This is a genomic window from Pseudomonas sp. BGA-UO-ETr-WB11 (assembly GCF_059567785.1).
The window spans coordinates 619,881-646,001 of record NZ_JCAQOS010000007.1; the positions used below are offsets into that span (position 1 = coordinate 619,881).

Below are 26,121 nucleotides of genomic sequence, written 5' to 3' on the forward strand. Positions count from 1 at the left end.
CATGGGTGCTAAACGCGATCTACTGAGCCGCTACCAACGTGCGTGGCGACACACCTGGCGCAATCGTAAGTCCATGGATGCCGCGCCACGGCTGAGCCATGAGTTGCAATTCTTACCAGCAGCCCTGGCCTTGCAGGAGCAACCTGTACATCCCGCACCACGTATTATTCAGTGGCTGATCATCGCCTTCGCCGTTTTGGCGCTGCTTTGGGCGTGCCTAGGAGAGATCGACGTGGTGGCCACTGCCAGCGGCAAAGTCGTCGCCAGTGGCAAGAGCAAAATCATTCAACCCAGCGAAGTGGCAGTGGTTAAAGCCATTCATGTCTACGACGGCCAGCAGGTCAAAGCTGGCGAGTTGTTGGTGGAATTGGATACGCAGATCACCGGTGCCGACGTAGAGCGTCTGCACGGCGACCTGCTTGCAGCGCAAGTAGACAACGCACGGGCCAATGCTCTGTTGGCGGCTATCCAAAACAACCGCGCCCCCGATTCGCTAGCTCACTGGCTTCCAGACTCCAGTGTCGAGCAACAACAAGCGGCCCAGCGGTGGGTGCAAGGCCAATACCTAGAGCTGCGCAGCAGCCTAGATCAAGTACAGGCAGCGATTGAGCAACAGGTCGCCGAGATTCAAGCGGCACGCGCTACCGTCACCTCGCTGCAGGAAAGCCTGCCAATCGCCCGGCAACTGTCTACCGACTACAAGCAGTTACTGGACAGAGGCATCCTCGGCAAGCACGCCTGGCTGGAAAAGGAACAGACACGCATGGATCAGGAGCGCCAGTTGGTGGTACAGCGATCCCGCGTCGTCGAGCTGCTTGCGTCCAAGAAAGAAGCCGAGCAACGTCAGCAAAATGTCCTCGCGCAGAGCCGTCGCGCCATGCTTGATCTGCAGCACGAAGCGAGCCAGAAGGTTGCCGCCCTCAGTCAAGAACTGAAGAAGGCTGAGCAACGTCAGCGCCTGACGCAGTTGGTCGCCCCGGTGAACGGCACCGTACAACAGCTGGCTATTCACACCAATGGCGGCGTAGTCACCGAGGCGCAACCCTTGATGGTTATCGTCCCCAGTGACCAGCCAGTGGAAGTCGAGGCCATGCTGGAGAACAAGGACATCGGCTTCATCCGGCCAGGCCAGGAAGTGGAGATCAAGGTCGAGACTTTCTCCTTCACTAAGTATGGCGTAGTGCACGGCACCGTCGTCAGCGTCTCCAACGACGCCATCGAAGATGAAAAGCGCGGTCTGATCTACAGCACCCGTATCCAGTTGAAAGAAAACAGCATCCGCGTCGGTAATAACCAGATACCGCTGTCACCGGGCATGTCTGTGCGCGCAGAAGTAAAGACGGATAAGCGCAAAGTAATCGACTACTTCTTGAGCCCCCTGAAGGAGTATCAAAGCGAGAGCTTGAGTGAGCGGTAAGCAGCCGTAGTACGGCTACAGGAGTATCACCCTAAGCAGAAAAACTGCAGGGAGCGTCAGGATGAAAGTGCTGTTTATCCACCAAAACTTCCCCGGTCAGTTCCGGCATATCGCACTGCATCTGGCCCAGCAACCGGGCGTCGAGGTGCTGGCCATTGGTCGTGATACCGCCCCCGGGCTGCCTGCTATAAAACTGCTGCGCTACAAACCGCAGCGTGGCACCACGGCAGCTACCCATCCGTATTTGCGCAGCTTTGAAGATGCCGTGCTGCACGGTCAGCAAGTGTTGCGTCTGCTGTTGGACCTCAAGCGCAAGGGCTACCGGCCCGACGTAATAGTCGCCCATCCTGGCTGGGGCGAAACGCTATACGCCAAGGACGTCTTCCCGGATGCCAAGCTGATTCATTTTTGCGAGTTCTACTACCACGCCCATGGTGCCGATGCGAACTTCGACCCAGAGTTTCCGTTGAGCCTGGATAGCGCCGCGCGGCTGCGCACCCGCAACAGCCTGCACCTGCTCAACCTGGAAAATTGCGACCTGGGCATCACCCCAACCCAATGGCAATACAGCCTGCACCCCGAGGCGTACCGGCATAAATTGCGGGTCATTCACGAAGGTATCGATACCGAAAGTCTTGGTCCAGACCCCGACGCAAAGCTGCAGTTGCCCAACGGCAAATGGCTGCAGGCCGGCCAGCCAATTGTCACCTTCGTGGCGCGCAACCTGGAACCCTACCGTGGCTTTCACACCTTCATGCGCTCGCTACCACAGTTGCTTAAACAACATCCCACTTGTCAGGTGGTGATAGTTGGCGGCGATGGTGTCAGCTACGGCAGCCTACCCAAAGATGTCCCTAACTGGCGTAGCAAGCTACTTGCGGAAAATCAGCTGGATCTAAGTCGCGTGCACTTTCTCGGCAAGGTTCCCTATGAGACTTACAAGAAGGTGCTGCAAGTCTCGGCGGCACATGTCTACCTGACTTACCCCTTCGTGTTGTCTTGGTCGTTGTTAGAGGCCATGGCCAGCGGTTGTTTGATTATTGCCTCAGACACCGCACCGGTGCGGGAAGTGATCAGCCATGGTGAAAGCGCCTTGTTGGTTGACTTCTTCGCTGCCGAACAACTGGCCGAGCAACTGTTAGCGGCATTAAAACAGCCGCTGGAGTTGCGCGATGAGTTAAGCGCGGCGGCGCGGGAAACTGCACAGCGGTATTCGATAGCGCAGGGTGTTGCGGAGTATGTGCGAGCTATGAATTGCATGCTTGAACGCGGGCGAAAGAAAGTTAGAGAAAACGCTAAAGTATAGAAATTAAACGCTAAGAGAAAATCCCATGAGTTTTTTGTTGTTTGCTGGTAGTGGACTGCGGCGAAGATTAATTAGCGCGGGAATATTTTTTGGCGTAATTTCTTCGGTGTTGATAATTTCAGGATGCAAAGAGGAAGGGTCTGAGTTCTATATTCCGCCAGACGATATGCAGTGTATTGAATATACGAAAGCAGCGATAGAGAAAAGAGGTGAAAGTTACGCTGAATACACGGATAAAGGTATGAGGTCTGGCGAAGCTGTATGGGTTGCTGGAAAAAAATTCGATTTTAATTATGCAGAAAGCAGTGCTGGTAACTCTGAGTTTATCTTCCTTAATGGGTATTACCGAGTAAGTAAGGAAGGTAAGGGGTATCCAGGGGTTCGCGTGCGAATGAGAACCACGGTGACGGAACTTCAAAAAAATATGCATGATTCGATACAGTCCACCCTTGATCCAGCCAAGCCTTATTTTGAGATTGAGATTAGCTGTAAATTAGGTGTCATTCCACCCCAAGAGGGAAGATTTGAGATTGAAAAAATTCTCCCTGATGTGGTTGTGGGGGATATTTCAGATTATGTCGTCAGATTTAATAATGCTCTTGGATTTTATGAAGTAAGTGATGCGATTAAAGGCAAAGGTCCGGACATATATTTCCTGAAAGGAAGTGGTGGCCAGGTTGAGGCGGGATATCCACATATACGTTGTGATCGGAGAGACTCTGGAATCAGCGGTGGGACCTGTTTTGCAAAAATTGTTCCGTGGCAAAATATTGAACTTCGTTATCACTTTCCTAAAGCACAGCTTGTCGACTTTGCAAGGATTTATGAGTCGACCATGAATTTAATTGATGGCGCATATATAAAGGGAGAAAATTAATATGAAAGCTACTATGACGGAAGTTCAGCGGGCTCGTTTCAGAGAGTTGAGTGAGCAGGCAGCTCTAAATGCAGCTGACCCTGTCAAGGCGGTTGGTGCCTATGCTCCCGTATATGGCTATATGATCGAGTGTTTTGCGCCAGTCGTGGCTGCTATGCTTGATTTGGGCAACATAGATCCATCTGGGCCATCGAACATTACAGATGCTGCGGCTCTGGCACTTGCAATGGCTACATTAGATACAGATACGAAAAACTCGGTAATATGGTTGATCGGTGCCTCTGGGGTGAATTCGGGGGAGGGTTTGTTCTCGTCGGTTATCCGTGAATATAACGTATTTCAGATGGCCATGCGTTATGGCAGCACTACGGATTCTGATTCGGCGCTAATAAAGGAGAAAATACAAAATGCTTCGAATGCGGTGGGTGCACTGCTGGCGGCACAAGTTATAAATCTTGATTATATTCTACCGGACGTCGGCGCTATTGGAGAGACCGACCTTCGCGGTGTGGTCGATACCTTGTTTACGCAGAATGGCGATAACTTACCTGGCGGTGAGCTGTATTTAAATCAGGCATGGCCAGGAATTGTCATGCTAAATAAGCTCGGCGAGACACTGTTTGTAGACAGGTTGCTTCAGGTTGGTAAGAATGATCAGGTTGATCATGTCGACACTGTTAGTGACTTGAAAAATATGCTTTTTTCTTGGGCCGCTTTCGAGGCCGCTTACGCAGAAACAGCCAAGAAAATTATTTCAGTTACAATTGAGGATGTTGCGGTCGGTTTAAATATCATGGGGGTGTCTGATTTTACGGATATCTTGCCAAAAGATCTTTACTTGAATTTATTGGCGCCATCGAATTCGAATGCCAAGAAATATTTAGGGCAAATCGTTAGTCTAGGATCGGATACAATACTCAATCTATTGATGAGTAGTTTTCAAGGTAAGGTCGTCAACGAAGTTACCCCAGACAATTTTATTCAGAAGGCGTATGAGTTTTTCAATAGCTCAACTGTTGGCGATGAAAGAACAAAAACACTTACTTGGCTTGAGGACGATTCGGAAAAGTGGATTGAAGCAGCTAAACAAAATGATGCTAAAGGCATTGCATATCGAAATGCGCTGAATGCTCTGAGCATCTTCGCTGTCGAGCCTTCTAACGCGGCAGGGCTTGATCTGTATGATGCCAACACTGGCCAAGGGTCACTGACTCAGGAGTGGATTGCCGATCGAGCAGAGATGTTGTCATGGGTTATGAAAACCCGATCAATAGACGGTAGTGATTTTCTTCCTGTGACCGCAGATAACGGCTTGAGTTTGTATTTCTCTGATTCAGCCTCAAACATGAATTTGTCTGTAGCGAATACTATTAACGATCCTAATGCACGCCGTTTTTTGTTTGGTGATGACAGCGGCAACACTTTGGTGGGTGGTGCTCGGGAAGATCACCTATACGGAATGTCCGGCAACGACATTCTCAGTGGTTACGCTGGTGCTGACTACCTAGAAGGCGGCAGCGGCAATGACAAGCTATATGGCGGCGAAGACAACGACACGCTTATAGGCGGTGAAAATGATGATGATTTTTATGGCGGCGAGGGCCATGACCTACTCAATGGCGGGCAGGGTAATGATAGTTATCATTACGAGTCAAATGGCGGCACTGATGTAATTACTGATTCGTTCGGTGATAACAAGCTTTTTATTAATGGTGGTCCGGTTGGCAAGATTTACTCGCGCGCAGACTCGCCCGACAATTTCTATGATGACAATGGGAATTTATATCATCGCAATACGAATGGTGATTTAACTGTTGCTGTTTTTGGCAGCCAGGCAGGCTCAATAGTAATTAAGAATTTCTTTGTTGGTGGCTCGGCCAACAATTTTGGCGTTTCGTTTGAGAATAAAGACCCTAAAAAGCCGGAGGCTCCTACGCCGTCAGGATCGGCACATAATGTCGGCAAGGGCATTCTAGGCAAGGCTTATTATATTGATCAATCTGATGGCTCGATTGATGCTGTTGACTACTATATAGAAAATACATTTGATGGGCGCAGCTCTACTGCCAGCGAACAAGATGATCTTGGTAACAGCCTGAGTCAGGTTCATTTAAATGATAAGGCCCTGGTGTTCGATTCGACCATCTACAATGGATCTTCAACCGCTTCGTCAAATTTTGAGGGCGGTAACAAAAACGACACTTTGACGGGTGGAAATGGTTACGACTCATTAAGCGGTGGAAAGGGCGACGATGAGCTAGACGGGAAAGGTGGATACAATACCCTTGTTGGTGGCGAGGGCCATGATCATATTCTTGGCGGCTCAGGTACAAGTTTTATATTCTTGGATAAAGTTGACGATAAAGATTCCGGCGGTGAAGGTGACGATTTTGCAGAGGGTGGTTCAGGCTCGGATTTCATTAGTGGCGGCGGCGGTGATGACTATATAGATGGTGGCGAGGGCGAAAATGCTCTAGCTGGCGGATCTGGTAAAGACACGCTTATCGGCGGTGCTGGTAATGATAAATTCTTTGGCGATGGATTTATTGAGCAATTGAATGGTGGAGTGATTACTCGCCTACAAGCGGATAGTTCATCAAGCAAGAGTACTTATGACGACTATATAGATGCTGGCGAGGGAAATAATGAGGTTACTGCAGGCGCTGGTTCCGACCTCATAATCACAGGGGGTGGAAAGGATAAGATTCACGGGGACTTGTCAACAATTGATCGATATCAACCGGGCCTTAAGGAAAGCTATGTTGCTCTCGCTCCAGCAATGCACGGTAATGACACTATTTATGCTGGTGCAGGCGAGGATCAAGTATTAGGTGGCGGCGGTGATGACTTTATAGATGGTGGCGGCGATGATGATTTGTTATGGGGCGACGAAGTAGATGTCGATGACACCAACCTTGTAGGTAATGATGTACTTTTTGGTGGCACTGGAAACGATCAACTCGTCGGTGGTGGCGGCGATGATCAGCTCTATGGCGAAGCGGATAATGACAATATTTTTGGCGCTAAGGGCAATGATACGTTAGATGGCGGATCTGGTAATGATTCGCTTTCTGGAGGCGACGATCATGACTATATTTTTGGCGGGGATGGGGTAGATAGTATCTGGGGCGGGGATGGCAACGATGTTATCGATGCTGGACTTAAAGACGATAAAGTTTGGGCTGAAGTAGGTAATGATTTTATTCGTGGCGGCGATGGTAATGATTCGCTCATGGGTATGGCGGGTAACGACACTATTTATGGTGATGACGGCAATGACAGCCTCTGGGGAGAAGCCGGCAGCGACAATCTCTCCGGCGGCGATGGCGATGACTGGGTGCAGGATTGGTTCGATGCATCTTCAGGTGACCGCAATGTACTGCAAGGCGATGGCGGCAACGATACGGTGCTCTCTTCAATCGGCCAGGACCGTCTCTACGGCGGTGCTGGTGACGATCATGTTCAGGCAGGCAGTAACGATGATCTGCTATTCGGTGACTCAGGATCTGATGCGCTATTGGGGCAGGAGGGTAGCGATAAGTTAACTGGAGGCCGTGGTGATGACTATTTGTTTGGCGGCTCAGGGGACGATGATTATCGCTTTGAAAGTGGCGATGGTTTTGACTACATCAGCGACAACAGCGGGAACATCACGCTCATTTTCGGCGCCGGCGTTTCTGCCGCAAGCCTACTGATTCAGCAGAGCCCACATACCACCTATATCAATTACGGCGCTGACCAGATCAGCATGTCTAATAGCTCGTTCTTGAAAATCAGTGAAGCCAAGTTTGCTAATGGTGACTCATTAGACTTGGGTGATCTTCTTACAAAGATCGACCTGAGCAAGCGCAAGACGTCTCAGACGCTTAGTGACGTAATGTCCTCGGGGCAGTTTCTTGGTAGCAGTGTCGACAAATTCGGCTGGTTTGGCGGTCAACTTTTGGGCGTTAACTCTGCGCTCGCCGGTATCAATTTGAATGATCCCTCTACCTGGGTCGCCAGCGGCGCGGTTTCCTTGAGCGGTCCGATGCTTTACTACAAGGATGCTGCTGGGAATGTCCTTTCACCGGTCATTGACGAAAATGGGAATGCTCAGGTTCCGGCTGGCGCAGTGACAGAGTTTGTTCTCTGGCCGGACGGCAGTCTGTCTTCGAAAGCAGCTAATGCCGTAACTGAAAACACCCAATTGAGCGATCCGAATGCTCCGCCGACTAAGCCTGTAGGTGCAGCAGGCGATACCTCTGGGGTCAATGCTGACGATCAGGTTCTGCAAGGCACTTCTGGCAACGATACGCTCTCGGGCGGTGCTGGCAATGATCTGATCAGAGGTGGTGACGGTAATGATTCGCTGTCGGGCGGCATGGACAACGATCTGTTATTTGGTGGAGCAGGCAATGACACCTTGGCCGGCGAAGCGGGTGTTGACTTACTAGATGGCGGGGCTGGTAACGATCTTTTGGATGGCGGCGCCGACAATGACACGCTTGACGGCAAGTCGGGCGATGACAGCCTTCTGGGTGGCGCTGGTAACGACGAGTTGATCGGTGGTGCTGGCAGCGACACGCTTGTGGGTGGCTCAGGTTCGGATGTTTATCTGTTCTCACTAGGTGATGGTGCGGACACCATCGATAACACGGATGCCAGCAATGGCATGGATATGATTGAGTTCCAAGATGACATAGATCCGCAGAATATCTCCGCCAAACGGCAAGACAATGACCTGTTGCTAAGCATCAAGGGCACGACTGACAGCCTTCGCGTACTGGGTTTCTTTGAACAAGACGGAGCGACGGCCAAAGCTGTTGATCGTATTTCATTCGTCAGCTCGTTCACCAAGTGGAACATCGAAGACATCAAACAAATGGTGCTTATCGGCACCGAGCAGGCCGATGAGTTGATCGGTTACAACGCCTCTGATGATGTCCTCGTGGGGTTGGCGGGTGATGATCTGATCAAGGGAGCTGCTGGGAATGACAGTCTCACGGGCGGCACGGGTAATGATGTTCTAGAGGGCGGGTCAGGCAGTGATACCTACGTATTCACGCGTGGCGATGGCCAGGATCAGATCATCGACCTGGGCGGGGAGCAGAATATTCTGCGCTTCGAGGCTGGCGTTGCGGTCAACCAAATTAGCGGGCGGCGAGTGGGTAATGATCTTGCGCTGACGATTGTCGGAAGTCAGGACATTATTACCATCAAGCGTTTCTTTGAAGGTGCCTTGCCGACGCTGTCCAAAGTTGTGTTTGCCGACGGTGGCGAACTAAGTGTCGAAGCCCTTAAGGCATTGGTACTGATTGGTACAGATGCAGCAGATACGCTGACCGGCTACCAAGGAGAGGATCTTCTTCAGGGTAAGAAAGGTAACGACACCCTCAGTGGCGCTGGCGGTAATGACACCTACGTGTTCGAACTGGGTGATGGGCAAGACACGGTTCTGAACCAGGATGCCGCCCCTGGCCGGCAGGATATGATCCGCTTTGGTGAGGGCATTTCTCTAGCGTCTGTGGCGGTCAACCGTACGGGACAGGATTTACTGCTGAGTTATGGCGTTGGTGACAGCATCACAGTGAAAGGCTTCTTCGACAGTGAAGGCAACTCGTCAATGTCGATTGATCGGATTGAGTTCGCTGGCGGTGAGGTGTTGAGTCGCCAAGATCTGTTGAGCACCGTGCTAATCGGTAAGGATGGCGATGACAGTATTCAGGCCTACGCTACTGCCGACACCCTCAGCGGCGGCAAAGGCGATGACGTCTTGATGGGCGGAGCTGGCGATGACACTTACCTCTACCAGGTCGGCGACGGCAGCGATGTGATTGTGGAGCAGACAGGAAATGATCGACTCTCGTTGGTAGATCTCGTACTGAGCCAAGTCACCCTGCGTCGCGAGGAAAATGACCTCGTAGTTAAGGTCAACGGTAGCGGTGAAAGCATTCGAGTGCAGAATCACTTCGACCCCGAGTCAAAGGCTACCGGCCTACAAGGCCTTGAGTCGATCCGTTTTGCCGACGGCCAGGTTTTGGACGCTGCGGAAATCGCAATGCAAGCGGTTGCTGGTAGCTCTGGGGATGATCTGATTGTTGCGCACCCTGACGCTGACTTCATCGACGCTGGAGCCGGTAATGATGATGTACAAGGGCTCAACGGCGACGACTTCATCAGTGGCGGTGCAGGAATGGACAGCCTGTCGGGTGGCGATGGCAATGACAGCCTCTTTGGTGATGCCGGCGATGACCTGCTCAACGGCGATTGGGGAGATGATCAGCTGCAAGCTGGTGAGGGTAATGACACGCTCATAGGCGGTGGAGGCGCAGATAGCCTCTATGGTGAGACAGGCGACGACCTGCTGACCGGCTCAGGGCTCCTCGATGGTGGCGACGGTAACGACATCCTCAATGGTGAGGGCGCTGACACACTGAGTGGCGGAGCAGGAGACGACAGCCTGATCGCTTACAGCGATGCCTGGGATCAACTGAGCAATACGCTGCAAGGTGGCGCTGGCAACGACACGCTCTATGGCTCGTTCGGCGAGGACACCTATCTCTTCAATCTTGGTGATGGTAAGGATTTGATCATCGAGCGTCGCGATGGTGAGGACTACACCAATATTGAGGCCTCATTTGATGTTTTGACCTTTGGTGAGGGCATCAGCCGTGCGAGCCTGAGCTTTGTCCGCCATGGTGATGACCTTCTGATCAGTCTGGCCAATGGAACCGATGCGCTGACCGTTCAGAACTGGTTCCAAGAGCCTACTGAGCACTTCAAGCTGGATCGGATAGATTTTGCTGATGGTTCGTCCATGACCGTGGATGAGATCGAGAACAGTGTCCGGATTCTTGGTACTGACGCAGCCGATCAGTTGCTGGGGTATCGCGACCGCTCTGAGCAACTGGACGCGGGCGCAGGCAATGACCAGGTTTGGGGCCGTGCCGGCGATGACAGGTTGCTAGGCGGCGACGGTAACGACTATTTGGATGGCGGTAGTGGTAATGACCGACTCGAAGGCGGTTCCGGTAAAGACTCGTTGTTTGGCGGTATCGGTGCTGATGAACTGGCGGGCGGCGCAGGCGACGACTACTACGCGGTCGAGGACGCTGGCGATGTGGTCAGCGAATACGCCGGTGAAGGTGATGATTTCGTTCGCACCACCGTTAGCTTTACGCTGGGTAATAACGTCGAGCGGCTGGCCAGTGATGGCTCGGCAGATTTGCTGCTTACCGGCAACGCTCTAGACAACGGGATTTGGGGTAACGCCGGCAATAACCTGCTCACAGGCCTTACTGGCAATGACTATCTCGTCGGTGGTGCAGGCAATGATGTGTACCACTTCAATCGCGGAGATGGTCAGGATACGTTCGATAACACCGACGTGATTACAGCAGTCGATACGTTGAGATTCGGTAGCGGTGTAACAGATAACGATGTTCTGGCATTCCGTCAGGGTGAAAACCTCTTCATCAAGATCAAGAGCAGTACCGACCAGATCGCTTTGGCCGGTTACTACTCGGCGGACACCAACAGTGGCGGACTTACCTACGATCGTAAGATCGAGCGTGTTGAATTTGCTAATGGGGTGGTCTGGGATCAGGCGAAGATTCAGGAAGTGGTTGATCGCGCATCGAATAATCATGCGCCGGTTGTGAGCTCTTCGGTTCCGACGCTTAAAGCGAGTCAAAGTGCTGCTTTTAGTTATGTATTTGCGGCGGGGGTCATTACTGATCCAGATGCGTGGGACTCCATCACTTACAGCGTAACGATGCAGGATGGTTCGGCACTGCCGAGCTGGTTGGCTTTTGATACGCAAACCAGAACCCTATCGGGCACGCCTACATCAGCCAACGTGGGTAACCTACAGTTTGTACTCTGGGGCACCGATAACTATGGCTCAGCCGCAGGCACTTACGTAACGCTGACAGTTTCACCACCCAACCGAGCGCCGGTATTGGCCTCTGCTCTGCTTGATCAGACGGTCGCCGAAGGCGCTGCATTAAGTTACACCGTTCCCAGTGGGGCGTTCACAGACCCGGATGCAGGTGATGCACTGACTTACAAGGCGACCATGGCAGATGGCAGTGCTTTGCCCGGCTGGCTGACCTTCAATGCGAGTACGCGCCAACTCACAGGTACTGCACCGGTAAACGGCGCAAGCACACTCAGTGTGTTGGTGACCGCAACCGATAAAGGCGGCCTCAGTGTTAGCGATATCTTCAATGTTGGTATCACCGTTCAGAATCTCACCCTCAATGGAACCTCCGGAGTCGACACCCTCAATGGGCGTTCTGGCAACGACACCCTGAGCGGCAGTGGCGGTAACGACACACTTAATGGCAATGCAGGTGATGACCGGCTGGATGGCGGTAGTGGCATCGACAGCATGAAAGGAGGTATTGGTAATGACACCTATGTGCTGGATAGCGCCTCTGATGTAGTGACTGAAAACGTCAACGAGGGCACCGATACGGTTCAAACAGGTATCAGCTTGAACAAGGACCTCATGGCTAACGTCGAAAACCTAACGTTGACTGGAACCAGTGCTATCAGCGGACGAGGCAATGCGCTGGATAACATCCTCACGGGCAACAGTGCGGCTAATACCTTGACTGGATATGCCGGTAACGACCGACTAATTGGGCTTGGCGGGGCCGACACCATGATTGGTGGGCTGGGTGATGACACCTATGTCATTGATGTTGCCACTGACAAGGTGACTGAGAGTGCCAATGAGGGCGCTGACACCATCGAGTCGAGCGTGACGTTGTCGTTGGCCAATTTCGCCAACGTGGAAAGCCTGACGCTCACGGGCACGAGCGCCATCAACGCGACGGGTAGCAATCTCAACAACGTCCTAGTCGGAAATGCCGGTAACAATGTCCTGACTGACGGTGTTGGTAACGACCGTTTGGACGGTCAGGGCGGTACGGATACGCTGACTGGCGGAGCAGGTAACGATACCTACGTACTGGGCCGTGGCTACGGTGCAGATACGGCGATTGAGAATGACGCCACTGCGGGCAACACCGACATGGCTCAATTTCTTAGTGGCATCGCCACCGATCAGCTGTGGTTTAAACAGGTGTCGGGGACCAACAACCTGGAAGTGAGCATTATCGGTACCTCTGACAAACTCACCGTAAAAGACTGGTATGTCGGTGCTGCAAACCATATCGAGCAGTTCAAGACCAGCGATGGTAAAACGCTGCTCGATAGCAAAGTACAGAACCTGGTGAATGCCATGGCTGCCTTCGCACCGCCTAGTGCAGGACAAACCAGCTTGCCATCTAACTACCACGCCGCATTGGATAGTGTGATCGCCGCTAACTGGCAGTAGTGGTTTGTTGATGTGAACACAAGGCCCATCTCGTATGGGCCTTGTGTTTTTCAGTGACAGAACTTGTTGTTCATTACGGATGCAATTTTGTGTGCAGGATCAATGCAATTGGGTGTTCAGAAGCAATGCAATTCGGTGTGTATGTCAACGCGATTATGCAGTAGATGAAATAGAGCGCCCAGCCGGTTCAGAAGTAGCTGTTGCTCCTGCCGTATCTCACCTGCGGCTATCAAGTGGACAACACTGCTGTTTCCGGGCTGTTGAGGTCGTCGACGTGAACTACGGAAGCTGAAATCATGAACCAAAATCTCACGGCCGCAGGAGAACCACGATGAGGAAAAAAGGGGAAGCGATGAGGGCGCGCATTCGTCTGGTACACAAGCAGCGTTTGGATGCCGATATGGCGGCGCACCTGTGTATCACCATGTTCTATGCGAAAGAAATGGGGATGGAGTTGGGGTGGAGCGTGGAACAACGCTACATGCAGATACTCAAGACGAAAATGATGATCGCGGGAGGACATTCAAAGATGTATGTCGCCGATGATCCGAGCGGGATACCAATGGGCATGATCATTGTGACCAAGACGAGCAAGCCGAAAATTCGGCGTATGGAGGCAATTACTGTTTTCTCGCCGTACCGCAGAATGGGGGTGGCGAGAAGCCTTATGGCGGAGGGCCGAGCAGGCGGAGAGCTTCACTCATACGCGGTGCCCAGTGCAGTGCAATGGCATTTGGCCAATGGGTTCCGGCAGCTGGGAGAGCAAGACGAAGAGGGGACAATTGAGATGTTCACGGGAAACTATAAGCCCGAGTACAAATTTGATTTCGCGGCGCCTATTCCTACACCACAGGACATGCGTGCGATGAGGGAACTAGGGACTATGGAAGAGCAACGCAGGCCTTGGTAGGCGATACGCTGAAAAGAGCCAAGGAGACAGGGGTTTGAGTTGCCCACACCGGTGCTACTCACGGTGTTGCTAACGGACAGGAGCTGCCCTTCGGTTCGGCTAGACGAATGACCATTTCAGGCTGATTGCAGACCTCCAGCCTTCTCGAATTTTCCGGAGCCGAGCCGCTCCTGTCCAGACACTAAAGGGGCATGCCGAGACAGGGGGGAATTCATTCATTTCTTTTTCAGGCATGCGAGTCATCTCGATATCCCCTCAGCGGGGCAGAAATATAAATCCGACAGGCGCCGCTGATTGCGCTGACTCAGGAAGCAGCAGATGCAGAAATGAAAAACCCCGCCAGATTGCTCGTAGCGGGGTCTTGTTGAGGACTCAGTCCTCAGATGGAGCGGGGCACTGCACCAGCAGCAATACAGCTACACCAGATGGCAGAAACGCACATGGAAACCGACTTAAACAGCGCCACACTAATTTCTCTCATCATAAAACTACCCTCATTCGCGAATTGAGCCGTCGCGATCAGCAGATCTGGGGTCACGGAAAACGCAGTCACAAGGACTGCCAAGACGAACAGCACTGCCATTTGAGTAGCTGACATAGCCGCCGGAGTTGAACCGGTTGCTCCCCGAAATCGGGCTTACCAATCCTAAACCCGTAAGATCGATAAGATGGGGAAATATTCGGCCATTCGACCATTCGATGCAACGCCTAAATTGGCGCAAAGTCGTTAAATCGTCTATCAGTGATCAATAGTCTCACCTCGGATAGACATCATGACTAAACCAATAGCGTTTAAAGCATCATTGCTACTTTGCTGGGCAGCGGCCACTTGGGCGACTTACACATCCGCCGAACAAGAGCAACAAAGCAATGGGGTCGATGCTGTCCAACACGAACCAACTATTCGATCAGACTCCGCACCAGAACCCGCCCCTGCACCGAACTTTCACCTTGACGATCTTAAGTTGATGAATGACTCAGCTGAGATTGCTGCACCTGCCCCACCCAAAGAGTTCTCTGAGGACATGGCTATCGACGGTCACTCTCATCTCCTCTCAATAATTCGAGACCAGGAGGATCTAATCATTCACCTTGAGAAAAAAATCCACCTACTGGAAAGTCAATTAAATGCCAAGCAATGACCAAACAATTGAAGAGCTGAAGGCTCAAATTGCAGCCAAGAAGGCGACTGCAGCCACATGGACTACTTCCGAGACTCCTAGCGTCAAGCAACAATCTTGGTGGTCTGTAAACGAAGCAATGACCATAAGCTCAGCAGTCTTAGTATTCGGATTTGTCATCGTTGTAGTTGTGGGCTACCTACTTGGCAAGGGAATAGCATCTGAAAACCTGCTAAGAACATTCGGAACCATCCTCATTATCATTGCATCAGTTTTCTTGGTTGTGGCGGGTTACTCTGATCAGCAAATTGCACCGGTCATGGGCCTACTTGGAACAATCGCAGGATATTTACTTGGCAAATCTGGAAGCGAAAAGGAATCACCTAAGACCTAGGTTCCACCGCCCTATAGCACCCCTTCATTCTGCAAAACCTTCGCAGAAAGCGCCACAGCCTCTCCCGCCATCTCATCAAGGACAGAGTAGATATCGCTTCGCCACCGCCTTCGATTTCTGGCCGGGAGTCGCCGGTTGTAAAAGGCTGGTGTCGGCCCAGAGTGTGTAAAAACGCGCAGCTCAAATCGAAGTACGCGCGTCTGCGTGAAATCTAAAATTTGTCGCTAGGTCAGCAGACCAAGATTTCGCATAGAAGCGAGATTTTCTGCGCAGTTGGGGGCCGCGAGCGTGCTCAAAAACGTTTTTACACAGCCTGGGCCACAAGGCGACGCTTGTTATGACACCGGAAGATGGAATGAGCGAGTTCGTCATCCATTCGACCACCCGAAGAAACGGGCTGCAGCTTCACGCAACTCTGTTGTGGTGCCAGCTCCGGCGTTGCCGAGCACACGACAAGCCGACAAGCCCCACGCGTCAGGGCGACGCAGAGGTGCCGGGCATCCATGTTTTCATGGGAGGGAATGACGGCCACCTTTGAGCAGCAGGGGCTGCCACTCACACGGCGATCCAGCTGTCGACTCTCGTGGCGATTGCGCTCCCGCTCGCGAAGGGTAGCGGCGCGCAAAAAACGGCTTGGGGTGCCGATGTTTATTTTAGCCGCTTCGCTTCCCCGCCCTTGAATTCCGATTTAGCGACCTCATCTGATCTCAAAGAGCCAGTACGCATCAGTGCTCCTGATATTTCAAGGAGGCTTCATGGGAAAACAAGAAAAAGCCAATGTCGCCACCGGTCGCTACGACACCGACGACGTTACAAAGCGTGTCGTGTGGACTCAGGCTGCAGGCCATTGTGAGCTGTGCGGCACCGACCTCATGTACGACTACCGTGCAGGTAAGCCCATGAAATGGGGCGAGGTAGCCCACATCCTGCCAGCTAGCCCAAAGGGTCCACGGGGTCGATCTGACCATGACGAAGCCAAGGCCGCGTCGCTTACCAACGACCCAGCTAATCTCATGCTTCTCTGCCCTGGCTGCCATGACAAAATTGATCGGGATGCTGATGGATATCCAGAAAGCGATCTTAGCGGCCTGCACCAAGCGTACTTGGAACGAGTCCGGCTAGCGGCAACCACTCCTGAGGGTGGAAGAGCGATTCCAGTAATTGTCCAAAGCCAGCATTTCGCGACGAACAACGACATCCCCGTTCGTGATCTGTTGGTGGCGATGTCTTCAGAGGGACTGACTGCATTCGATCATCCCATCAAGATCACTTTTCCGGCCCCGAGCCATCGTGGCAGGGATGCCCACTATTGGCTGAGTATTCAGGACAATATTCAGCACGAATTAGAGCAGCAGCTAAAGCGCCGCGGAGGAGCCTATGGTGATGCTCCTGCGCTGGCCGTAGTGGGCGTGGCAGATATCCCGGCGCTAATCATGCTAGGGCAGTCTTTAGGTGATCGATCCAAGCGCCTGCTTTTCTCGTTCAATCGCGAGCACCAACTACGTTGGCCTGACCAGTCAGCCGAGCCTCCGGAGTTTGTGTTCACACCGCCCGCGGATGGTGAAGGCCCGCTTGCTTTGGTGTTGTCTATCTCCGCGCAAGTCCCTACTCGCGATGTCGAAGAGGCACTGCCTGGCGCACGTATCGCAGAGCTGACCATCCCAGTTCCTAGCTACGCGATGGTCCAGAACCGGCGCGTGATACACGCGTTTCGCGACGCTCTACAAACACATTTGAGCCGGCTTGAGGCCATGACTGCAGACACAATCCATGTGTTTGCGGCGATTCCCGCTGCTTTGGCAATTGAGTTCGGTGCCTTGCTCACCACGCAACACCAACACGCCTACCTGATTTTCGATCGAGATAAAGACAACCAAAATAGGTTCACGCCAACACTACAGTTGGGCCACCAAGCCCAGGAGGTTCGTTGATGTCCATGAGCAATGAGCAGACCAAGCGCGGGAGCTGGGAGCACTTTCTGCTCCGCGCCGCGAGGGAAATCTCACTGTCGGAAGCACAGTACGAGAAGATCAACGACCGATACTCCCAGTTGGAGCGGATCCTCAACGCGTCCGACAATCCACTACTGGCGGAGGCGCATATTTTTGTCCAAGGCTCCATGCGCCTGAAGACGACAATCAAACCCGTTTCTGGCGCTCCAGAAGATTTGGACACCATCGATGCGGACGCCATTATTTGGCTCCCTCATGCCCAAGGGGCTGAAGCTCAAGGAGTTCTGGATGCCATTGAGGAAAGCTTCAAAGCTGGCAGCCGCGTTCAGGAGGAAATCAAGCAGCTACGCCGGGGCATCCGGATCATCTATGCCGATGAAAACCCCGGATTCCACATTGATGTCACACCGGCGCGTGCCATCAATGGGAATTCTCAGGGCAACGGCGAAGGTAAGCTGGAAGTGCCAGATCGGGTAACTGGCTGGAAGGCGAGCAGCCCGATCCCCTACTCCAACTGGCTGCAAGTGGCTTCAAAACAGACGATTTCGTTGGAGCATCTGGCCGTCGCAAAAAGTCAGCGTACCTTTGATGCCGCCACTCAGGATCCACTGCCGCAGTATGAGGACTACCTCGATCAAGACCCACTTCGGGCAACGATTAAGCTGTTGAAGCGACATCGAGATGAGTGGGCCATTCGCACCAAAAATGCAGACCATCGCCCGATTTCGGCAGTCATCACCACACTCGCTACCCACGCCTACCTTGAAGTAGCGAAAGAGTCGCAGTCGGCGCCGCTAAAGCCACTGGACGCCATCCTAGAAATCGTCCGGCGGATGCCGGATCACGTCAAACGCCAGGGGAATGAATGCCTAGTCTGCAACCCGGCAGATAACGGCGAAAACTTCGCTGAGAAATGGAATAGGCCGCTCGACGGGCACCGTTACCGCCGGGCATTCAAGGAGTGGCATGAGATTGCCAGCGCATCAGTGTCCCTGGGGCTTGAAAGCTTCGAGTCCGCTGAGGCTTTTGCCAAAGCAGTGAAGGAAAACTTTGGCATGGGTCCTACCTTCATTTCGGCAGTGAACAGCGAAATTCCGTCCAATTGGACGATGCCTGGCCGCCCGGACGGAACCACCCGAAACTCCACGTCGATGGGGGCACTATTTGGTGGTTTCAGCGGAACAGCGGGCTCTCAAGAGGATGTGAAGCCAGTTGGGCGTCTTGGTTGATCACACCGATACGTCTCTGCAGCGCGGTATAGCCGCGCTGCGAGGCGCTATTGGCGAAGATGCCGCACTAGCGCTGCTTCGGCCTGCGGCCGCTCGGACCGGTGAAGCTGCGAGCTACTACTTTCCTCTGCCTGTTGACTATACGGGCACGGAGCGGCGGCTACGCATCAGCTTTCCCAAGAATTTCCCCCGCGGTGGGTTGGGGCTTACAGTCGAGCCCTCACCATGGCTTGTATGGCCTCACGCCATGGAAGTCGGGCTTTGCCTTCATGGCTTCCAGGAGCGCCCAGTGATGGGCGCCCCTGAATATGTTGTATCGGACAGCCTTGCTCGGTTACGCAAAATCGTTGATCTGTCCCGAATGGGATCATGCGCAGCTACTCGGAACGCCGAATTTCGACGGGAAATCACATCTTACTGGTCTAGGCAGCAGGGGCTGTCATTACAGAACCTAATTCTTCTCGATCGCCCCCAAACCGCCTCGAAGCTGTTTGCTCTTAGCGATCCTCGACAAACGTTGCTGTCTGGGCAAGAAACAGTCTGGCTCGCCACGGATCTGGCATCACTGAAAAGACACTGCCGGCGAACGATTGGCCGATCTCCAAGGATGCGAGAACCGGAGGCCCCAGGTTTCTACGCAAAGCTTCAGAGCTATCCGGACCTGCGTCTTCCAGCCCCTGAACTACTGCTCACATGGCTCATGCCGCATCTTGCTCCTGACGACAGAACGCAGCTGCTGGCTTGGTTCAATGAGCGCGGCTCATTGCCCAACCGCTGGATTGCATTGGAGCTTCCTGGGGATGTCAGTGCTCCGATTTACTGCCTTAATGTTCGGGCGTTCGGCCCACAGTTGGATCGAGGGTCGAGGTTTTACTTGCGATCAGCGCGGCGCCGGCCTGCAGTTGCGATCAATCATCCCCCAGTTCTGATCCGAGCAACGACACTGGATGTGCTGGATCGGACCGAGATATTGTCCCGTGACCTCAGTGGCATGGCGCAGAAACTCGAGGGGGCTCGCGTCGTTTGTGTTGGGGTCGGCTCGTTGGGCAGCACCGTCGCTCTCCAGTTGGCGCGCTCGGGTGTTGGGCACCTGACACTCATTGACCCGGACCACTTGGTCTCGGCGAATCTCGGCAGACATGTGCTCGGTGCCGATGACCTAGGCCTCCCAAAGGCCGAAGCACTTCAGGAACAAATTCGCAATGACCTACCCACTACGGAAGTCGCGGCGTTTGCAACCTTCGCCGAAGTGGTGATGTACAAGAATCCCGAGGTTTTTGAACAGGCGGATCTGGTGGTGGTTACTACCGCAGACTGGCAGTCGGAGGTGGCACTGTGGGGATCCAAGTCGAATGGTACCTCCTGGGGTTTACTCCAGGCCTGGAGTGAGCCTCATACGCAGGTGGGACATGCGCTCCTAGCTCCATCTGGTGCATTCGATGCTCGAGGCCTGTTCACAGACAACGGTGATTTTAAGCACAAGTTCACCGAGTGGCCGGAAGGTGGAGTCGTCGCTCTTCCCGCCTGCGGGGAGAGTTTCATCCCAGGAGGCTCTCTTGGAATGGTGAACATTGCTTCGATGGTTTCTCAAACTGCATTACGAGTGTTGAATGGAAACGTCGATAGCCCGAGCTGGATCAGCAGCATCAATAGGCCTGATGACGTGGTGACGCTGGGAGGTAAGTACCTTGGGCCTGAGCTACCTGCCGGAATGTATCAGGCTCAGTTGGAGCGCGACTGGCCGGAGACATTGGAGAGAGGTAAATGACGGCGATCGCCTGGCAATGGAGTTGGCCTGGGCTGAACACTCCTCTGTTGGTATCGCAGGAGGTCGCGAGCCTCCTGGAGAGCTATAGGCAGAAGCGCTTTGATGTAGAGCGTGGGGGCCAGCTATTCGTCGACCCCTCAAGCGCTACCGGACTGGTACTCGCCTTGGCGACTCGCCCTAATAAAGATGATCGGGCAGGCAGGACTTGGCTGGATTTGAATGCTCGTCGCTGCCGAAATGAAATTGAGCAGGCCAATGCTAAAGGTCTCCGCTTGGTAGGGTACTGGCATACACACCCGCAAAGCATTCCTATGATCTCCCCAACTGATATCGGGAGCTTTTCTCGGTTCGCCGCACACTACACCCAAGAGCTGCCGCACCCGATGGCAATCATTGTGGGCAACTCCAGTAGCCGTGATGGCATAAAGGCTTGGTCCTTCAGGGATGGGCGGTATCTTGAAGCCGCCTGGGGGCGCTGGTCGGGTTAACGGTTACGTGCTTCTGCCAACATAAGAGCGAAAAGCTCCCCCTGAAACCGTGCGTCGTCTAGCGCGTTATGGTTGGGCGCGCTTATGGGATTGAGCCGGGCGGTCATCTGGGAGGATTTGGTTTCCTTCCAGCGGCATCCGGTCACTCCCATGTAATACGCCTTCATGTCGATTGCGGTGAACCCAAAGGGGTTCGACCCAGAATACTTGTGGAAGTAATAGTTGATGAAGGACCAGTCAAACGGGGCATTAAGCCCCACGAAAACGACTTTCTGGTCTGCGGAGCAGACCTGGGTCAACCATTGCTCCAGCTTGAGCATCGCCGCCTGCGGAGCAAGCCCTTCGCTTTCGAGCTTGCGGAGGTCAAGACCCGTTACGGCCACGGCTTCCGGATCGAGCTTTAGGCCATCTGGCTGAAGCTCGAGATAGATTGACTGAGCAGGCTCCGAGACAAGGCAAGCCCCAATGGAAAGCAGGCTATAAATGCCCGGCACCGGTCCTGAAGTCTCGACATCGACGGAAACATAAAGCTCATCGTTCATATCTTGCCCCTTATCTTTCGGACAGTATGCTGCGAGTTGAATAAGGCGAACACCCCAACTCGATGGAGAAGTAATCGTCGTGGATAATGCTCGTGACTGTGTGACCAAGGAAATTGTTGAGGCCGAAGACCTCAAGCTGTTGGCAGTAGTGGACACCTATGGCTACCAGTGCACCGGCTGTGAAATCCAGGCTTTCCCGCGGTCCTACCGCCCGGAAAACCTATTGCGCGCTCACTTTCAAATTCGCGACCCTCATGGCCCAGATTGTGAGACGGAGAAAGAAAGCAAGGTTATCGCCCAGGGCAAGCGCGGCAGTATCCAGAAGGAGCTAGAGACCTCCCCTGGTTTATCCCCTGCCCGATTGCAACTTATTGATACTCGAACAATCGTCGACCCCGCCTTGCCTCGCACAGAGCAACAAACACAGAGCGTTGGTCGGCAGGACACTATGGGCAACACAGCTCGCAGAGAAGGACGGCGCGCTGCAAATAGTATTCGCCCAATTTGTCGTGCGTTTTTGCGCTTTCCCTACGATCGGCACCTCTCGCTCAAGGTCCCCGGCGTTACTCCAACTACTTATCAAACGGCCTTCAAGAAACTTCGCTCGGATGGATTGGGGCAGTTCGCTCAAGCGCGTGTGCTCTATGGAGAGCTGGCATGGTCTCAGGCCGTAGAGTCGCCTGAACACCTGACCATTTCGCTCAATGCGGGAGAGTGGAAAGATGAAAAGCTTACGCCCTACCAAGTGATCGTCCACTGGCGAGAATGGTCGGAGGTTGCACGCGGACGGCTCAAGAATGAGCTGGAAGTAGCCCGAAAGGAGGGAATGGAAGCCAAAAAAGCGAAGCAAGCGTCACGCAGCTATATCTTCTTTATTGGCAACCAAGGCTTACAGAATCCGGCACTGTTCCATGTGCTGGACCATAGGCTCATTTGCACCCTACACGACGAACTAGTGTTTCCGCCGAAGACAGCAGTTTCCTATTTAAACTGATAGAGCAGCTTCAGTTGAGTGGCGCAGTCCCGATGATGGACATTGATTCCTATGCGAAGTGGCTGACTAAAGACTAATTGTTCAGCTCTTGATCTATGCACATGATCACTCTCGTGGAAGGTTTGTGAAAACCGCTATGTGGTGGCTGGTAACGCTGACCACAGGCCTAGAGTCTTCAGGATGGACATCGGTTGCCCGCAGGTGGCTAAGGAGTAAGGGATGGCCCAGTCAAAAAAAATCAAAGTCATGATCTCAAGTCGTTGCCTTGACCATTTTCCTTTGGGTGGTGATCAGGCGCTCAGTCACATCCGCAAGCAGCTCAAGGCCGAGATTGAGTCCACGCTTTTTTTCGGAAAGCAGCTGTTTGAAGTGTGGATCAACGAAGATGCTCCGCCTGAGGATGCGACACAAGACAGCTGGGACGCGTGTCTAAAAGCGGTCAGGGATTGTGATGTCCTGATCGTGCTATCCAATGGTAATGCGGGATGGGCAAAGCGTGCTGGCGAGATTGGAATATGTCACGCGGAGTACATAGAGGGTTTGGCGAGCTCGCGAGGAAAAGTGCGCTTGATTGCCTTGCCTAACGTGCCCGTTGACACCGCTCAGGCTGACATCACGCAACGTAATCAACTTTTTCAGGACTATGTTGCACTGCAGTCCCCCTTTAGAGGCGGGAATGTCGCTACGACCGAGCAGTTACGTACGCGCGTGCATGAGGCGTTGTTGGACGCGGTTGTTGTCTTGACTCAGCGCGGGGTCACCTCCGCTGCATCCAGCCGTTTTGATATGGGCCAGGCTCTGGATTGGACGCGCCTTGACTTTCGGCAGCGTAAATCTGCAATGGAGAAAGTCTTGCGCGATGCTCTGGCCGCTTCTGGATGTGATGGAAATGAGCGGGGTGTGATTTCAGAGATAGCTGGCGTTAAGGTCGCAGTCCTTGTTCATGCGATACCGGCAGCCTTCACGGTCGCTGCGGCCCGTGAACTAGTGGGTAAACCTTTTTTACGTGACCACGAACAAATTGGCCTCCTAGAGGGGGCACAAGGGCCTATACATTTAATTGCATGCCATCGGGGGGCAACAGAAACCCAGGCTGCTGCGTTATTGGGTTTCGCTGATGCGACTGTCGTAAGTGGCTCCTTCGGCATATTTGTGGCGGACGATGTTCAGAAAGTGCAATTCGCATTCCTCGCCAATTGCCGAGACGAGTCTCATACCCGCCATGCTCTTCAGCGATTTTTGGAGTGGCTGGAGCAAACTGGTGAGGCGATGAACTTAGCCTCCAGAGCGACCTCCCGCGCCAAAATCGTTAAGGTTATCGCCGCCGAACTGACAAAGGACTAGCAGTTATGCCTAAAGCTATTTTCACCGTGGGGCCTGTGCTTTCATTCAGAGGAATCAAGGGGGCTCAATGGCAAGTGACTGCCCTGATAGGTATTCGCAAGGGATCAAAAATTCCGACATTGAGTGTCGACGGGCGTACATGTCCTGTGCCCAGGGTTCTTCTAGCAACCTCCCATGAGACAATTCTTCGGTATGACTTGAGCTGTGATCTCGGCCATCAAGAACGTGTCGTGCAGTACGGTATCGCAGGAGGCGGCCCTGAGTGGGAGTTCTCGATTCCTGGGCGCGAGTACGCCCCGAGGATCGCTTATGTATCTTGTAATGGTTATACCGATTCCAGCGGGTTAAGGAAGCTTGCTCGCCCTCAATATGCGGTCTGGGCTGACTTGCTCTGCAATCACGACAGCGCACTTCGTCCCAACGGCTATGTGCTAGATAAAGAACAGCTGTGGCATGAGGGACGTATCCACGATAAAGGGCTAAAGCGCTTTCATCTTCTGAGTATGGGTGGAGACCAGATCTACTTCGACTCCATTTGGGAGGACATCAACGCGCTCAAAAGGTGGGTCGGGTTGGCCCGCAAGGAGCAGCTTGAATTCAAGGTTAATGGCACCTTGGAAAAGGAGATAGAGGCGTACTATTTCGACCTCTACTCAACGCGTTGGCTACCTGAAACCAGGCGCGATTGGGGGCGTGAGTATAATCTTGATGCCGCGGATGCAATGGCTCGAATCCCGACGGTTATGATGTGGGATGATCATGACATTTTCGACGGTTGGGGCTCATATAGCCCGGCTATGCAGAACTGTCCGTTGTTTCAAGTACTCATACGGCATGCTCGCAGAGCATTCTGGGTTTTTCAGATGCAGCACGCACTGGAAGATTTGCCTCAACTAGAGGCTCTAAAGCGTGCGAATGTATCCATACAGGATCCCCAGTTCGAGCCCATACAGTGGGGCGAGCAGCTGAAGGATGACCCCCTGGCATTACCTCTTTTAGATTCCCAGCCCGGTTTCAGCTTCGGCCATCACCTTGGACCACTGTCTCTGTTTGTCGCTGATTTGCGTACTGAACGATCGCGCACTCAGATTATGGGTTCCTATACATGGACAGCTTTTCAGCAATGGCTTAACACCCTCCAGGCTGGAGAGCCTAAGCATCCAGGTAGCAAATGCCAGCACCTGATTCTCATGTCCTCGGTTCCAGTCGCTCATCCCAAATTATCGTTGGCGGAAGGGTTACTAGATACGTTCGGCCAAGATCACGTACTTGATAGCAATGCCGATGATCTGAAGGACCACTGGTCTCACGGCGATCATGAGGGGGAGCGTAAGCGACTGCTGGAAACCCTCACCAAAATTGCCGAAGACCGACTACTACGGGTCTCTATCGCCTCGGGTGACGTGCATGTGGCTGCATGGGGTAGCTGCTACAGACGTGACATTCCACCTACGTCGAACTGGGCGCAAATTCAGCAGTTCACGTCTTCTGGCATCGTGCATACATCGCTAATCGGTGTGGCGGAGCGGCTCTTCTTGCAGCTCCTTAACAGCACCGCAAGTAAAGTCCAATCCATTGATGTCCAGCACTGTGTGGAAATGATGATTTTCCCGGGCTATAACCGTTACATCATGCCGGCAAGAAACTGGATGGCATTCGAGCTGGATATGGGAGGTGAGAGGGGGGGTAAGCTTTGGACAACCTGGCGGTGTGAGAACGAGTCAGGGTTTTCGAACCACCTTCAAGCGGTGCACCCAGCGCAGTTATGAGGTCTACACATAGCCTCTATCCTGATCTCGACCTTGTATTAGTACTACTGAGTTGATTTCTACGTGTATCGCTGAGCTAGCGGCGTGATTTGCCCCTGATTTCTGGACGCATCCTACGGGCTGCTATTGGCCGTTTTCTGACCGTCGCCAGCTGCCGCTTTGGCTCGTGAACTGGCTTACAGCACAACAAATAGTCACGTGCGATGAAGAAACCCGGTGCGATTCAGAAGAGCTATTTTCTTAATCCTGTTTTGCATCACAGGTAGAATGGCTGACATTAACGTCATTTATGGCTGCTGTGAGAATGTGTGCAATTCAGGTTTCAAAGGCGGAGCGAACTCGTCGGAGTATTCAGAACGCAGGCCGGCAGATCTTGTCTGAACGGGGTCTTTGTGTGCCGATTAATGAGCTTGCAGCGGCTGCTGGGGTATCGCGTGCCAATTTCTATAATTACTTCCCTAGTGCAGAAGCTCTGTTCGACAGTCTGATCGTTGACACGGCATTGGAGCTCAATGCGCAGATCGATGCGAGCTTTGCTCTTATTAGCGATCCTGCCAGGCGTGTTGTTGGCGCTGATGGAAAATTGACCCACCCTGCCGATTGAAATTTGACCCAGGGCGGATTGCTGATTTTTTTACCAGCAACTGTGGATAAGTCTACCAGCGCAGCTGCTGTTGCCCCCACT

Annotated in this window: 16 protein-coding genes; 15 read left to right on the forward strand and 1 reads right to left on the reverse strand. The window is 53.1% G+C overall.

What is annotated here, in order from left to right:
- The first annotated feature begins 1 nt into the window (after position 1).
- The 11 genes from AC56DI_RS13645 to AC56DI_RS13695 all read left to right on the forward strand — a co-directional run bounded on the left by AC56DI_RS13645 (position 2) and on the right by AC56DI_RS13695 (position 20,787).
- Positions 2-1,417, forward strand: coding sequence for an HlyD family type I secretion periplasmic adaptor subunit (locus tag AC56DI_RS13645; RefSeq protein ID WP_496346629.1), 1,416 nt, complete (start codon positions 2-4; stop codon positions 1,415-1,417).
- Between the two features lie 61 nt (positions 1,418-1,478).
- Positions 1,479-2,723, forward strand: a complete 1,245-nt coding sequence (locus tag AC56DI_RS13650) for a glycosyltransferase family 4 protein (protein WP_496346630.1) — start codon at positions 1,479-1,481, stop codon at positions 2,721-2,723.
- 25 nt (positions 2,724-2,748) lie between these two features.
- Entirely contained in the window at positions 2,749-3,600 is an 852-nt protein-coding gene (locus AC56DI_RS13655) for a hypothetical protein (protein WP_496346631.1), read from the forward strand.
- A 1-nt stretch (position 3,601) separates the two neighbouring features.
- Positions 3,602-12,925: a calcium-binding protein gene (locus tag AC56DI_RS13660; RefSeq protein WP_496346632.1), complete on the forward strand. Its 9,324-nt coding sequence runs from the start codon at positions 3,602-3,604 to the stop codon at positions 12,923-12,925.
- Between the two features lie 331 nt (positions 12,926-13,256).
- On the forward strand, positions 13,257-13,835 hold the full coding sequence (locus AC56DI_RS13665) for a hypothetical protein (RefSeq protein WP_496346633.1): 579 nt from the start codon (positions 13,257-13,259) through the stop codon (positions 13,833-13,835).
- A 773-nt stretch (positions 13,836-14,608) separates the two neighbouring features.
- On the forward strand, positions 14,609-14,977 hold the full coding sequence (locus AC56DI_RS13670; RefSeq protein ID WP_496346634.1) for a hypothetical protein: 369 nt from the start codon (positions 14,609-14,611) through the stop codon (positions 14,975-14,977).
- Positions 14,964-15,350: a hypothetical protein gene (locus AC56DI_RS13675; RefSeq protein WP_496346635.1), complete on the forward strand. Its 387-nt coding sequence runs from the start codon at positions 14,964-14,966 to the stop codon at positions 15,348-15,350. The genes AC56DI_RS13670 and AC56DI_RS13675 overlap by 14 nt, the downstream gene beginning before the upstream one ends.
- A 755-nt stretch (positions 15,351-16,105) precedes the next feature.
- Positions 16,106-17,281: an HNH endonuclease gene (locus AC56DI_RS13680; protein WP_496346636.1), complete on the forward strand. Its 1,176-nt coding sequence runs from the start codon at positions 16,106-16,108 to the stop codon at positions 17,279-17,281.
- The gene (locus AC56DI_RS13685) at positions 17,281-18,531 is read left to right on the forward strand and encodes a nucleotidyltransferase domain-containing protein (protein WP_496346637.1); all 1,251 of its coding nucleotides are present in this window, start codon (positions 17,281-17,283) and stop codon (positions 18,529-18,531) included. Before AC56DI_RS13680 ends, AC56DI_RS13685 begins: the two co-directional genes overlap by 1 nt.
- Before the next feature lie 607 nt (positions 18,532-19,138).
- Positions 19,139-20,299, forward strand: a complete 1,161-nt coding sequence (locus tag AC56DI_RS13690; RefSeq protein ID WP_496346638.1) for a ThiF family adenylyltransferase — start codon at positions 19,139-19,141, stop codon at positions 20,297-20,299.
- On the forward strand, positions 20,296-20,787 hold the full coding sequence (locus AC56DI_RS13695; RefSeq protein ID WP_496346639.1) for a Mov34/MPN/PAD-1 family protein: 492 nt from the start codon (positions 20,296-20,298) through the stop codon (positions 20,785-20,787). The genes AC56DI_RS13690 and AC56DI_RS13695 overlap by 4 nt, the downstream gene beginning before the upstream one ends.
- Here the strand turns inward: AC56DI_RS13695 and AC56DI_RS13700 are convergent.
- Positions 20,784-21,329, reverse strand: coding sequence for a 3'-5' exonuclease (locus AC56DI_RS13700; protein WP_496346640.1), 546 nt, complete (start codon positions 21,327-21,329; stop codon positions 20,784-20,786). The two genes, AC56DI_RS13695 and AC56DI_RS13700, sit on opposite strands and share 4 nt — an antisense overlap.
- A gap of 79 nt (positions 21,330-21,408) precedes the next feature.
- On the opposite strand from AC56DI_RS13700, the gene AC56DI_RS13705 reads away from it, so the two are divergent.
- The 4 genes from AC56DI_RS13705 to AC56DI_RS13720 all read left to right on the forward strand — a co-directional run bounded on the left by AC56DI_RS13705 (position 21,409) and on the right by AC56DI_RS13720 (position 26,040).
- On the forward strand, positions 21,409-22,323 hold the full coding sequence (locus tag AC56DI_RS13705; protein WP_496346641.1) for a hypothetical protein: 915 nt from the start codon (positions 21,409-21,411) through the stop codon (positions 22,321-22,323).
- Positions 22,324-22,542: 219 nt separating this feature from the next.
- Positions 22,543-23,667 carry a DUF4062 domain-containing protein gene (locus tag AC56DI_RS13710; RefSeq protein ID WP_496346642.1) on the forward strand — a complete coding sequence of 375 codons (1,125 nt, stop codon included), beginning with the start codon at positions 22,543-22,545 and terminating at the stop codon, positions 23,665-23,667.
- Positions 23,668-23,672: 5 nt separating this feature from the next.
- Complete coding sequence (locus AC56DI_RS13715) at positions 23,673-25,436, forward strand: alkaline phosphatase D family protein (RefSeq protein ID WP_496346643.1); 1,764 nt, start codon at positions 23,673-23,675, stop codon at positions 25,434-25,436.
- Positions 25,437-25,740: 304 nt separating this feature from the next.
- Entirely contained in the window at positions 25,741-26,040 is a 300-nt protein-coding gene (locus tag AC56DI_RS13720) for a TetR/AcrR family transcriptional regulator (RefSeq protein ID WP_496346644.1), read from the forward strand.
- The last annotated feature ends 81 nt before the right edge of the window (positions 26,041-26,121 follow it).